13 protein-coding genes are annotated in these 11931 nt (G+C 69.9%); 8 read left to right on the top strand and 5 right to left on the bottom strand.

What is annotated here, in order from left to right; genetic code table 11:
- The first annotated feature begins 5 nt into the window (after positions 1-5).
- Positions 6-1565, top strand: a complete 1560-nt coding sequence (locus tag ACFWN2_RS42105) for a serine/threonine-protein kinase (RefSeq protein ID WP_382436240.1) — start codon at positions 6-8, stop codon at positions 1563-1565.
- On the opposite strand, the gene ACFWN2_RS42100 is transcribed toward ACFWN2_RS42105, so the two are convergent.
- On the bottom strand, positions 1555-1890 hold the full coding sequence (locus ACFWN2_RS42100) for a winged helix-turn-helix transcriptional regulator (RefSeq protein WP_382436302.1): 336 nt from the start codon (positions 1888-1890) through the stop codon (positions 1555-1557). The two genes, ACFWN2_RS42105 and ACFWN2_RS42100, sit on opposite strands and share 11 nt — an antisense overlap.
- Positions 1891-2029: 139 nt before the next feature.
- On the bottom strand, positions 2030-2287 hold the full coding sequence (locus tag ACFWN2_RS42095; protein WP_382436238.1) for a DUF2631 domain-containing protein: 258 nt from the start codon (positions 2285-2287) through the stop codon (positions 2030-2032).
- A gap of 155 nt (positions 2288-2442) precedes the next feature.
- Here ACFWN2_RS42095 and ACFWN2_RS42090 point away from each other — a divergent pair, with 155 nt between their 5' ends.
- Positions 2443-3582: an ABC transporter ATP-binding protein gene (locus tag ACFWN2_RS42090; RefSeq protein WP_382436237.1), complete on the top strand. Its 1140-nt coding sequence runs from the start codon at positions 2443-2445 to the stop codon at positions 3580-3582.
- Positions 3575-4708: a spermidine/putrescine ABC transporter substrate-binding protein gene (locus tag ACFWN2_RS42085; protein ID WP_382436236.1), complete on the top strand. Its 1134-nt coding sequence runs from the start codon at positions 3575-3577 to the stop codon at positions 4706-4708. The genes ACFWN2_RS42090 and ACFWN2_RS42085 overlap by 8 nt, the downstream gene beginning before the upstream one ends.
- Here ACFWN2_RS42085 and ACFWN2_RS42080 read toward each other — a convergent pair.
- A complete protein-coding gene (locus ACFWN2_RS42080; RefSeq protein WP_382436235.1) occupies positions 4695-5810 on the bottom strand; it encodes a cytochrome P450 in 1116 nt (371 codons plus the stop codon). The genes ACFWN2_RS42085 and ACFWN2_RS42080 overlap by 14 nt on opposite strands.
- Entirely contained in the window at positions 5785-6324 is a 540-nt protein-coding gene (locus tag ACFWN2_RS42075; RefSeq protein ID WP_382436234.1) for a TetR/AcrR family transcriptional regulator, read from the bottom strand. Before ACFWN2_RS42075 ends, ACFWN2_RS42080 begins: the two co-directional genes overlap by 26 nt.
- A 55-nt stretch (positions 6325-6379) precedes the next feature.
- Here ACFWN2_RS42075 and ACFWN2_RS42070 point away from each other — a divergent pair, with 55 nt between their 5' ends.
- The 3 genes from ACFWN2_RS42070 (at position 6380) to ACFWN2_RS42060 (ending at position 8938) form a co-directional block, all read left to right on the top strand.
- A complete protein-coding gene (locus tag ACFWN2_RS42070) occupies positions 6380-7219 on the top strand; it encodes an ABC transporter permease (RefSeq protein ID WP_382436232.1) in 840 nt (279 codons plus the stop codon).
- On the top strand, positions 7216-8022 hold the full coding sequence (locus tag ACFWN2_RS42065) for an ABC transporter permease (RefSeq protein WP_382436231.1): 807 nt from the start codon (positions 7216-7218) through the stop codon (positions 8020-8022). The genes ACFWN2_RS42070 and ACFWN2_RS42065 overlap by 4 nt, the downstream gene beginning before the upstream one ends.
- Before the next feature lie 82 nt (positions 8023-8104).
- Positions 8105-8938 carry an ArsR/SmtB family transcription factor gene (locus tag ACFWN2_RS42060; protein WP_382436229.1) on the top strand — a complete coding sequence of 278 codons (834 nt, stop codon included), beginning with the start codon at positions 8105-8107 and terminating at the stop codon, positions 8936-8938.
- A gap of 72 nt (positions 8939-9010) precedes the next feature.
- Here the strand turns inward: ACFWN2_RS42060 and ACFWN2_RS42055 are convergent, their stop codons facing one another.
- Positions 9011-9475 (bottom strand): hypothetical protein, encoded by a 465-nt coding sequence (locus ACFWN2_RS42055; protein WP_382436228.1) that lies wholly within the window; start codon positions 9473-9475, stop codon positions 9011-9013.
- Between the two features lie 184 nt (positions 9476-9659).
- Between ACFWN2_RS42055 and ACFWN2_RS42050 the strand changes: the two genes are divergently transcribed.
- Both ACFWN2_RS42050 and ACFWN2_RS42045 read left to right on the top strand, forming a co-directional pair.
- Complete coding sequence (locus ACFWN2_RS42050; protein WP_382436227.1) at positions 9660-11264, top strand: sensor histidine kinase; 1605 nt, start codon at positions 9660-9662, stop codon at positions 11262-11264.
- A complete protein-coding gene (locus ACFWN2_RS42045; protein WP_189153751.1) occupies positions 11261-11911 on the top strand; it encodes a response regulator transcription factor in 651 nt (216 codons plus the stop codon). Before ACFWN2_RS42050 ends, ACFWN2_RS42045 begins: the two co-directional genes overlap by 4 nt.
- Positions 11912-11931: the final 20 nt, after the last annotated feature.

Genomic DNA, 11931 nt, shown 5'->3' with positions numbered 1-11931 from the left:
GCGTCGTGGGGGACGAGACGAGGCTGGTCGCGGGCAGATACGCGACGATCAGAGAGCTGGGCCGGGGCGGCATGGGGGTCGTCTGGCTCGCCGAGGACAGGGTCATCGGCCGGCAGGTCGCGCTCAAGGAGCTGCGGACCACCGAGACCGACCGGGTGCTGCGCGAAGCCCGCACGGCAGGCCGCCTGAACAGCCCGAACGTCGTCGGCATCTACGACGTCATCGTCGAGCACGGCGTCACGTACCTGGTCATGGAACTCGTCGAGGCGCCCACGCTCTCCGAGGTCATGACGCGCAGGAGCCTCACCGAGGACGAGGTCGCGAACATCGGCCTGCAGACCCTCAACGCGCTCGAAGCGGCGCACGCGGCGGGCATCGTGCACCGGGACGTCAAGCCCAGCAACATCATGGTGCTGCCCGACGGACGTGTGAAGCTCGCCGACTTCGGCATCGCCCGCGCGATGGACGACCCCGGGCTGACGGCGACCGGCGGCATCATGGGCTCGCCCGGCTACATGGCGCCGGAGCTGTTCGCGGGCAAGCAGCCGTCACCGGCGAGCGACCTGTGGGCGTTGGGCGCCACCATGTTCCACGCCGTCGAGGGCCGTTCGCCGTTCCAGCGCGACACGACCGCGGCCACCATGCACGCGATCATGTACGAGCAGCCGGCCCTCCAGCGGACCAGGGGCCCGCTCGCCGACACGATCATGGCCCTGCTCAGCCAGGACGACACGCACCGGCTCACTGCGGCCCAGTTGCGGGAACGGCTCAGCGGCGCCACCACGACGGTCAAGCCGCTGTCGCCGTCCGAGCAGACCGTCGTGATCGAACCGGTCACGAGCTACGTCGCGCCGAACACGCCGACGCACGCGGACTGGGACGAGAAACCCAAGTCCCGCAAGAAGGTCGGCCTGTTCGCGGGTGCAGCGGCGGCGGTCGTGGTGATCGCGCTCGCGGCCGTGTTCCTGATCAACCCGGAGAAGCGGCAGGGGGAGGCTGCCGCCGCCCAGCAGGCACCCGGTTCGGTGCAGCCGACGACCGCGAGCAGCACCGCCTCCAGCGCGCCGTCGAGCAGCAGCGCCGCACCGAGCAGCAGCGCGGCGCCGTCGTCCAGCGCGACCTCCAAGCCCACCCAGACGACGCAGGCGCAGGCCCAGCCGACCACGCAGCCGAAGCCACCGCGCGAGACGCTGGTGCTGACCCGCTACCTGAAGGCGGGCGGCTGGCACTTCAGCGGTACGTCACGGGTGCCCGCGCCGGCAGGGTTCCAGGCGGAGGCCAACTCGCTCGGCAAGCTCCTCGCGAACCCCGAGGAGGGCACGAAGCCGCTCTACGCCTGCCGCCTCAACGGGTCGGAGGACCACATGACGTCGGTGTCGTCGGGGTGCGAGGGGCAGACGCTCGTGAGCCCCACCCCGCTCGGCCACGTCTTCAAGGACAAGCCGGACGACGTGCCCGCGCGGATCCTCTACCGCTGCCTCATCAAGGGCACGCACTTCGACTCGCTCGACCCGAAGTGCGAGGGCTACACCGTGGAGTTCCCGTTCGGCTGGGTCACCGGGTAGCGGCGGGCTCCAGGCCGATCGGCTCGGCGTTGTCGAACGTCTCGCGCGCCTCGGCCACGGACTCGTAGTTCCGCTGCGCCCACGACCGCAGTGCGGCCAGCGGCTCGGTGACGCTGCGCCCCATCTCGGTCAGCTCGTACTCGACGCGCAACGGCACCGAGGGGTACACCGTGCGCGTGACGAGCCCGTCGCGCTCCAACGTGCGCAACGTCTGCGTGAGCATCTTCTGGCTGATGCCCTCCAACCGGCGCTTGAGCTCACTGAACCGCTTGGGCCCGTCCTCCAGATCGCCGATCACCAGCGCCGTCCACTTCGACGCGACCATGTCCAGCAGGCCGCGGCACGGGCACTCCTTGCGGTAAACGTCCCTGATCACACCTGGTTTCTACCAGGTACCAGGTATCGACGGCGCAAAAATGCGCGTGCCCTGGGCGAACGCCCGGGACACGCGCATCAGGAGCGTTCTAGCTGCGCCAGGGCTTCTTGCGGCGCGCGGCGTCCCACACCAGCAGCGCGATGATCGAGACACCGGAGGCGACGAGCCAGATGTTCTCGGTCTGACCGTGGTGGTTGCCGATCAGCATCAGGAAGCAGAAGATCGCGGAGAGCCAGCCGGCGATGCGGGTGCCCTTGGGCAGCGTGCCGTGCCAGCCCCACTCGTGCGACGGCTCCTCGTGAGGGTCGACGGCAGGACGCTTGTCCAGTTCCGAGGACGAAGCCACGGTTTCCTCCACTGCTCATCCGGATTACGAGGCCATCGTCGCACATGTGAGTGAGCACGGATGTGTGAGGTCGCGCGCGCACGTCTTACGAGCCAGGTCGGGCGCGTTACGCTCGACGCGGCCCCACCCGTCCGACCCTGCGAAGGCGCCTCGACTTGACCGGCTTCTCTCCCGCTGAGGCCTCCACTCCGGACACGTTCGCCCCCGTCGAGATCGGTCTCCACGGCGTGCGCAAGCGCTTCTCGGACCAGGTGGCGGTCGACGGCGTCTCGCTGAACGTCCACGAGGGCGAGTTCTTCTCGGTGCTCGGCCCGTCTGGCTGCGGCAAGACCACGGTGCTGCGCATGATCGCCGGGTTCGTGGATCCGGACGAGGGCCGCATCGAGCTCGACGGCAACGACATGGTGGGCGTGCCTCCCTACCGGCGCGACGTCAACACCGTCTTCCAGTCGTACGCGCTGTTCCCGCACATGTCGGTGTGGGACAACGTCGCGTACGGCCTCAAGCGCAAGAAGGTCCGCGGCGACGAGCTGAAGAAGCGGGTCGGCGAGCACCTCGAACTCGTGCGGCTCTCGCAGTTCGCGAAGCGCAGGCCTGCCCAGCTCTCGGGCGGTCAGCAGCAACGCGTCGCCATCGCCCGCGCGCTCGCCGCCGGTCCCCGGCTGCTCCTGCTCGACGAGCCGCTCGGCGCGCTCGACGCCAAGCTCCGCAAGGAGCTGCAGATCGAGCTGATGCGCATCCAGCGCGAGGTCGGCACGACGTTCCTCTACGTCACGCACGACCAGGAGGAGGCGCTCGTCCTCTCGCACCGCATCGCCGTGATGAACGCGGGCCGGATCGAGCAGGTCGGCTACCCCGAGGACGTCTACGAACGGCCCGCGACCCGGTTCGTGGCCGGGTTCATCGGCACGTCCAACATCCTCGACGCCGAGGTGTCCGGTGTGGACGGTGGGCTGGTCTCGCTGAACGCCCCCGGCGCCACCGGCCTGCGCGCCAAGTTCTCCGGCGGTGTGAGTCACGGCAAGAAGGTCGCTGCCACCGTGCGCCCCGAGAAGGTGCACCTGTTCAACGAGACCTCCGAGCCGCCGACGGGCTGGTGCGTGCTGCGAGGAGTCGTCCAGGACGTCGTCTACACGGGCGTTTCGACGCAGTTCGTGGTCGAGACCCCGGCGGGCGTGCTGACGGCGTTCGTGCAGAACGCCCAGCGCATCGACGACGCGGGCGCGCCCGGCCAGACCGTGCGGATGGCGTGGGACCCGGAGTTCACCGTGCTGCTGGAGCCGGGGGATGGCTGAGCGCGTCCGGATCGCCCGGCTGTGGGACGTCGACAGCCCGCGGGTGACCCGGCGCACGATGCTGGGCTCGATGGCGTTCTTCGCGCTCGCCGCCTGCGCGGTCGGCCCCGCGCCCACGAACTCCGGTGGCCCGAGCGAGGCCGAGGCCACGAACCTGGCCGACGAGCCGAAGCTCAACTTCTACAACTGGACCGACTACATCGCGCCGGAGACGCTGCCGGGCTTCACCGCCGTCAGCGGCATCGAGGTCACCTACGACAACTTCTCGACCAACGACGAGATGGAAGCCAAGATCGCGTCCGGCCAGGCCGGCTACGACCTGGTGGTGCCGAGCGACAACTTCCTCCGCCGCTTCCTGAGGTCCGGCCTGCTGCAGCCGCTCGACCACGACGCGATCCCGAACCTGCGCAACCTGGAACCGCGGTTCGTCGAGGCCGAGTACGACCCCGGCAACCGGTTCTCCGTGCCGTGGGCCTGGGGCACCACGGGTCTCGCGTACTCGAAGTCGCAGATCGGCGGCGACGTCACGAGCTTCGACGCCTTCGACCTGCCGAACGCCCAGGGCCGCAGCTCGATCCTCGACGAGGCCCGCGACGGCATGGCGATCGGGCTGCTGAAGCTCGGCCACGACCCGAACACCACCGATCCGAAGCAGATCGAGGACGCGGCGAACTTCCTGCTGTCGTTGAAGAAGAAGCTCGGCCAGATCACCTCGGACGTGATCGAACCGCTGACCTCCGGCCAGGTCCGGCTCGCCCAGGCGTACTCCGGTGACGCGTTCCAGGCGAGCGACACCAACGACGACATCGGGTACGCCATCCCGGCCGAGGGCGGACTGTCCTACGTGGACCTCCTCGTCATCCCGAAGGACGCCCCGCACGCCGCGAACGCCCACCGGTTCATCGACTACGTCCTCGGCGCGGAGACGGGCGCGGCGCTGTCCAACGCCGTCCGGTACGGCAGCCCCAACGCCGCCGCGAAGCCGTTGATCGACAAGGAGCTGCTGAACGACCCGGTGGTCTACCCGCCGGAGGACCAGCTCGCGAAGCTCCCGTTCACCAAGGACCTCGGCGGCGACGCCGAAGCGCGCTACGCCGACGCGTGGACGAAGGTCAAGACCGGCTGACCGGCATCGACCTCATCCCGCGGATCACCACCGACTCGCGGTACCGGATCTCACCGGCCTGCCTCAGCCGCGGCATGCGGCGTGCCAGCGCGCGGAACGCGACGTCGCCCTCCATGCGCGCGAGCGTGGCGCCCAGGCAGTAGTGGGCGCCGCTGGAGAACGCGAGGTGCTCGGGCTTGTGCGGGCGCGTGATGTCGAACCTGTGCGCGTCCGGGTAGACCTCGGGGTCGCGGTTCGCCGCGGCGATGATCAGCGTGACGATTTCGCCCTTGCCGATCTCGTCGACCTGTTCGTGCGCGATCCGGGTCGTCAGGTGCACCGCCGGCGCCCAGCGCAGGGTCTCCTCGACGACGGCGGGCGCGAGGTCCGGGTTCGACTTGAGGAGCTGCCACTGCTCAGGGTGCTCCAGCAGCGCGCGGCAGCCGTTGCCGATCGTGTTCACCATCGCCTCGAAGCCCGCGACCAGCAGCAACACCAGCGTGCCGAGCATCTCCCGTGCGGTCAGCTTCTGCTCCGCCTCGGCGGCGACGAGCGAGCTGATCACGTCGTCGCCCGGCGTCCTGCGGCGTTCGGAGATCAACCGGTCGAACAGCGCGAGCACCTTGTCGGTGGCATCGGCCATCTCCGGTGTGACACCCGTGTCGAACGAGGCCCCGACGAGCGCCCCGTAGGCGGCGAAGTCGGCGGTGTCGGCGTCGGGAACGCCCAGCAGATCGCTGATCACCGAGATCGGCAGCGGCGCCGCGAAGTCCGCGATCAGGTCGAACTCGTCGGAGTCCAGCAACGAGTCCGCCACCTTCTCGACGCGGGTGCGGTAGTGGTCGATCCTCTTCGGGCTGAACGCCGGCGTGGCGAGCCTGCGCAGTCGCGTGTGGTCGGGCGCGTCCATCCCCAGGAACGACTGGGGCAGCGGACTCCCGTCGTCGGGGAAGCTGCCGTCGGCGTAACGGACGCCGAACCTGCGGTCGCGCAGGATCTTGTTGGTCAGCGCATGACCCGTCGTCACCCACATCCCGTCTTCGTCGCGCGTCAGCGGTCCGTGCGCGCGTAGCCGTTCGTAGATCGGATGCGGATCTTCATGCCCGGTCAGCTGTTCCAACATGCTGTACCCCCTCGAACACAGTGGTGAGCACGAACCGGGGAGCGTCCAGCGGCGCGAGACGGCCGTCGCTGATCGCCTCCCAGGCGATGAAGAGCCCGGCGTAGGCGGTCTGGAGGATCCACCACGCGGGCAGGTCGCGGCGCAGCCTCGTGCCCTGCAGCCGGGTGATCACGTCGAGCACCGGCCGGTCCATCTCGCGGATGCGTCCGGCCACCTCCTCGTCGCGTTCGAGGCCGGGGAAGCGGAGCAGGAACTCCACCCGCGGGCCGAGCGGGACCAAGCGCCTCATCAGGTCTTCCAGGGCGTCGTCGCTCTCGAAGTCCACTTCGCGGGCGACCGAGTGGATCAGGTCGAGCGCCTCGCTCGCGACCGCGCGGACGAGGTCGGTGCGGGTCGGGTAGCGCTTGTGGAGTGTGGTCCTGCCGACACCGGCGGCCCGTGCCACGTCGCCGAGGGACGCGGTCGGGTCCTTGAGCAGGACGGAGGTCGCCGTCTGCAGGAGGTGAACACTCATGTTCACAACGGTACATGAGTGTTCACCATCATGTCGGGTGGCAGGATGTGGATCCGTGCTTCGACGCTGGCTGAAGGCCAACGCCCTCCTCGCCCCGACCGGTCTCTGGCTCGGGTTCTTCCTGATCGCACCCCTCGTCGTGGTCGTCGAGTTCAGCTTCGCGACGCGCCACACCGGCGTCGCCCGCGCGGTGCTGCCGTGGACGGTCCAGGCGTACCGGACGGCGCTCGACCCGGCGTTCCTGCCGATCTTCGGGCGGACCCTGCTCTACGCCGGCGCGACGACCGTCCTGTGCCTGCTGCTCGGGTTCCCGCTGGCGTGGTTCATCGCGCGGTACGGCGGGCGCTACCGGACGGCGTTGCTCGCGGCGGTGCTGATCCCGTTCTGGTCGAGCTACCTCGCGCGGATCTACGCGTGGAAGGCGCTGCTCGACGGCGAGGGGCTGGTGAACACCGTGCTCGGGTGGGTCGGGCTGGACCGCGACGGCGGGTTCCTGCTGACCGACGGTGCCGTGGTGCTCGGTCTGACGTACGGATTCCTGCCGTTCATGGTGCTGCCGCTGTACGTGGCGTGCGAGCGGTTCGACGTGCGGCTGGTGGAGGCGTCGTACGACCTCGGGCACGGGCGGGTGTCGACGTTCCTCCGCGTGGTGCTGCCGGGGGTGATGAGCGGTGTGCTGGCCGGGTCGTTGCTGGTGCTGGTGCCCGCGGCCGGTGACTTCGTGACGCCGAAGCTGCTCGGCGGCGTCGACCAGTCGACGTTCGGGTCGGTGATCGACGACCAGTTCCGCGGTGGCAACAACTGGCCTCTCGGGTCGGCGATGGCGGTGTTGTTGCTCGTGCTGGTGGTGTTCGTGCTCGTGCTGCGCGGACGGCGTGGGGAGGACGTGCTGTGAACCGTCGTCCGTGGGCGCTCGGCGCCGTTGTGGCCCTGGTGTTCCTGTTCTTGTACGCACCGATCGCGTGGCTCGCCGTAGCGTCGTTCAACTCGTCGCGGTCGTTGTCGCGCATCAGCGGGTTCTCGCTGCAGTGGTACGCGGAACTTGCTGACGACACACGGGTTTTCGCCTCTCTGCAGCTGACGTTGCAACTGGCGCTGGCGTCGGCGGTGATCTCGACGGTGATCGGGACGCTGGCCGCGTTCGGGCTGCGGAGGGCGTTCCCCGGCCGTGGACTGTGGACGGTGCTGCTGTCGTTGCCGCTCGTGGTGCCCGAGGTCGTCATGGGCGTGGCGATGCTGGGGTTCTTCGTGAAGCTCGCCGGTGTGCCGCTGGGGTTCGGGGCGCTGCTGTTCGCGCACGTGGCGTTCTCGCTGAGCTTCGTGGTCGTCGTGGTGCGGTCGCGGGTGTCCGGAATGGACGTCCGGATGGAGGAGGCGGCGGCCGACCTGGGGGCGTCGCCGTTCGTGGCGTTCCGGACCGTGACGCTGCCGCTGGTGGCGCCCGCGGTGGCGGCGGGTGCGGCGTTCGCGTTCCTGCTGTCGTTCGACGACGTGGTGATCTCGTCGTACCTGACCGGTGTCGGGTCCACGACGCTGCCGGTGTTCGTCTACGCGCAGGCGTCGAAGCGTGGAATCTCTCCGGAGATCGTGGCGCTTTCGACGTTGATGGTGACGGCGACGGCACTGCTGCTGATCATCGGTGTGGTGTTCGCGTCGTGGCGTGCGCGGCGGGCTGGATCCGTCGCACGGCTGGCCTAACTTCAAGCCAGGGCTGTATCTCCGCCTGTGTGGGCACGACTTCTCCTGCGGGGGTAATCGGCATTCCTTGGGGGAGGAAGACGTGCCGCAGCTGCACATCCATTTCACCGACCGGGACATCGCCCACACGCGGTTGAAACTGGAGACCGACCTGATGTGGGAGATCGTCAGCAGCGCCCGGACGCTGCGGTGCGGGGACGGCGACCTGCCTTTCGGTCCGTGGCGCCGCCACGTGCGCGAGCTCGCCGCACGCGACCCGGACCTGCGGATGGCGGTGCACACGGTGGCGGCGGTGGCGCCGCACTGGCCGGACGACCTCGCCACCGCCGGGCCCGCCGCGCTCCGGCGGTTGCACCGGGCCCTGCGGGTGTACCACCGGCGCGTGATCGAGCCGCACCTCCCGGTCATCGAGGACGGGCTGTGCACCGACGCGGCGGCCAGGATCCACCAGTACCTGCGCCGCGGACCGGAAGGACTGCTGAGCACGCTCGGGGCCGCCACCCGATGGCATCCGCCCGTGCTGTCCGTGGACCACGCGCACGACCGCGACCTGCATCTCGGTGGCCGCGGTCTCACGTTGATCCCCTGCTACTTCGCCGTGCGGCACCTGGTGACGCCGACGCGGCCCGTGCTGGTGCTGCCGATCCAGGCCGAGTCCCGCCTCCGCGCGGGCGAGCGGGCGGGCGGTGACCATCTGACCGCGTTGCTGGGAGCCACCAGGGCCTCGATCCTGCGGTCGGTGATCGGTGGGAACACCACCTGCAGGCTGGCGAGGCTGGTGGGCGTCGCCCCCGCCACGGTCAGCCATCACACCGGCGTTCTGCGCGAGGCGGGCCTCATCGCCACCGAACGCGAGGAGAACTTCGCCCGGCACCTCATCACCCCGCTGGGACTGCGGTTGCTCGCGGGGCGGTGACGCACGGCCGGGGGCCGCCGCGACGAGCGTCCACTTCGGACATCCGCCGGACGGCCCCCGGCGATCAGGTGGTCACCAGCAGGTGTTCCCCGTGACCCACTTGTGCGAGCGGATCAGCACGTTCGGGAAGTTCGGTGCCTCCGCCCCGCGGGCGACCCAGTAGGCGACGCTGCCGCTGTAGTTCGCGCCGGGGTACAGGCACACCCTGGTGTAGGACGTGCTGACGCCGGCGTTCTCGACCGCCCGCACCGCGCTGGTTCCCGACCACGAGCACCGGACGTCCCCGCCCTGCCAGTCGGGGTCGGCGACGCCCCAGCTGCACCGGCTGCTGCTGCCGTCACCGACCGGCCACGCGCACATGTTGCCGCTGCCGCACGACAACGCCTGAGCCGACACGTCGGGCTGCGGCGGTGCCGCCACCTCCGCGGGGACGCTCAGGTCGATCTCGGCCGGTGCCGTTCCCGACGCCGACGCCGTCCCCAGCAGCGTCATCAGCGCCAAGGCGGCGGCGAACAGCACACACAACGCTTTTCTCATGTTTCCCCCTGAGATTGATGTGCAGGAGGCGGAGCATGCCGAGACGATCTCGCGTGGGGAGGCTCCTTCGAACCTCGTCGAAGGGGTTCCAGGCGACCTGGATGACCGCGGCGTCAACTTTCGTCGCGGGAATTCGATACTCCAGCGTGCCGCGCGGACATGGGACGTCTCGTAGCTTGGGAGCGTGATTACTGCTGTGCGCACCAGGGCCGAGGCGTTCCGCGCCGACACCCTGGAGCGGCTACGGGGGCTGACCGTCGTGCGGCTCGTCGGCGACCTGATCGTCATGGTCGCCGCGATCCTGCTGGACGTGTGGCCGGGGCCGTGGGCCGAGACGAGGGCGTCGGGCTGGACGCTCGCCGGCATCCTCGCCGTCTACGTGGTCCTGCTGTCGTTGCGGCACCTGCTGCCCGCGACGGCCATGATCGGCGGCGCGGCGCTGACGTTCCTCGGTCCCGCGGCGATGGTCGTGCTGAGCTACACGGCGGGCCGCCGGATCGAGTCGTGGGTCAGGGCGGTGGTGTCGGCGACGATGACGTTCGTCGTCGTGGTGCTGCTGTGGGACTGGGACGCGCGGCCGCTCGACATCGAGCCCGTCTACGGGATGCTCATCCTGATCACGATCTTCGGCGTGGGCGTGGCGCTGCCGTTCCTCGTCGGGCGGTACCTGGCGCAACGCGAGGCGCTGGTGCTGGCCATGCAGGAGCGCGAGGCCCGCATGCGCGGCGAGCACAAGATGCTGTCGCGGCAGGTCCGGTTGCGCGAGCGCAGCCGCATCGCCCAGGACATGCACGACAGCCTCGGCCACCGGCTGTCGCTGATCTCCGTGCACGCCGGCGCGCTGGCGCTGGACCCGTCGCTGGGGGAGAAGCAGCGCGAGGCGATCGGGGTGCTGCGCTCGGCGGCGTTGACCGGCATGGGGGAGCTGCGGTCGATCATCGGCGTTCTACGGGCCGAGGACGGTCCCGACGACGACCCGGCGACACGCACCGCGGAGTCCATCGACTCGTTGGTCGCCGACGCGCGCAAGGCAGGCGTTCTGGTCAGTCTGGTGCGCGGCGGACAAGCACACCCGTTGCCGTCACGTGTCTCTCACGCGGCCTATCGCGTCGCACAGGAGGGCCTCACCAACGCGGCCAAGCACGCACCGGGCGCCGCCGTGCAGGTGACGGTGAAGTACGAGCCGGACGCCCTGGTCGTCGAGGTGCGCAACAACCCGTCCCGCAACGGCTCGCCGGTCCAGGCACCGGGCGTGGGCCTGATCGGCCTCACCGAACGCGTGCGCGTGGCCGGCGGAATCCTGCACGTGGGCGCGCTCCCGTCCGGCGGCTTCCGGATCGCGGCCGTCCTGCCGTACGAGGAGACGCCGCTGCCCGACGAACCCGAGGACGAGCACGAGGAGACCGAGTCGCCGCGCGGCATCCGCAAGTGGGCGGGCATCGGCTCGATCGCGGGCGCGTCCCTCGTGCTGGCGGTCATCATCGGCGGCTTCACCTACCTCGGCGCGCAACCGGTGACCGAGGTCGTGTCGCAGGAGAACCTGGACCGCATCCAGGAGGGCCAGTCCGAGGCGGACGTGCTCGCGCTGCTCCCGGCGGGCGACGAACCCCTGGTCGCCGACGGCGAGCGCAAGTCGCAGGCGTCCCCCGAACCGCCCGGCGCCCGTTGCGTCTACCACATCACCGACGAGCAGTCGTACCTCGCGAAGGGCACCAGGGTGGTGCGTTTCTGCTTCCGAGACGGCAAGCTGGTCGAGAAGAAGATCCACGTGCAGAGGACTGGTCAATGATCCGGGTGCTCATCGCCGACGACGAGCCGCTGATGCGTGCGGGCATCAAGGCCATCCTCGGCACCGCCGACGACATCGAGCTCGTGGCGGAGGCCGGCGACGGCCGCGAAGCCGTGCAGATCGTGCGCGAACGCCGGGTCGACGTGGCCGTGCTCGACATCCGCATGCCCCGCATGGACGGCCTGGCGTGCGCTCGTGAGCTGCGCGTCGTGGCGCCTTCCGTGCGCGTCGTGATGCTGACGACGTTCGGCGAGGACGACAACATCGTGCGCGCTCTCTCCGACGGTGCGGCTGGGTTCTTGTTGAAGGACTCCGCGCCCGAGGAGTTGCTACGGGCCGTGCGTGCTGTGCACAACGGTGAGGCGTATCTGTCGCCGATGGTCACGTCGCGGGTGGTCGGCATGGTGGCGACCTCCGGGCAGCCGAAGCGGCAGGAGGCGCAGAAGGCCGTCGAGGGGCTGACCGACCGCGAGGTCGAGGTGCTCGCGCTGCTCGGTCAGGGGATGTCGAACGCCGACGTCGGCGCGAAGCTGCACATGTCGGAGGCGACGGTGAAGACTTACGTGTCGCGGTTGCTGGCCAAGCTGGGGCTGACGAACCGCGTGCAGGCGGCACTGCTGGCACGGGACGCGGGCATCGCGAACTGACAGCCAGCGGCTGGTGGTCG

The sequence above is a fragment of the Lentzea sp. NPDC058436 genome, from assembly GCF_042721515.1.
Taxonomy (GTDB): domain Bacteria; phylum Actinomycetota; class Actinomycetes; order Mycobacteriales; family Pseudonocardiaceae; genus Lentzea.
This window is presented reverse-complemented; position numbering and strand designations above follow the sequence as displayed.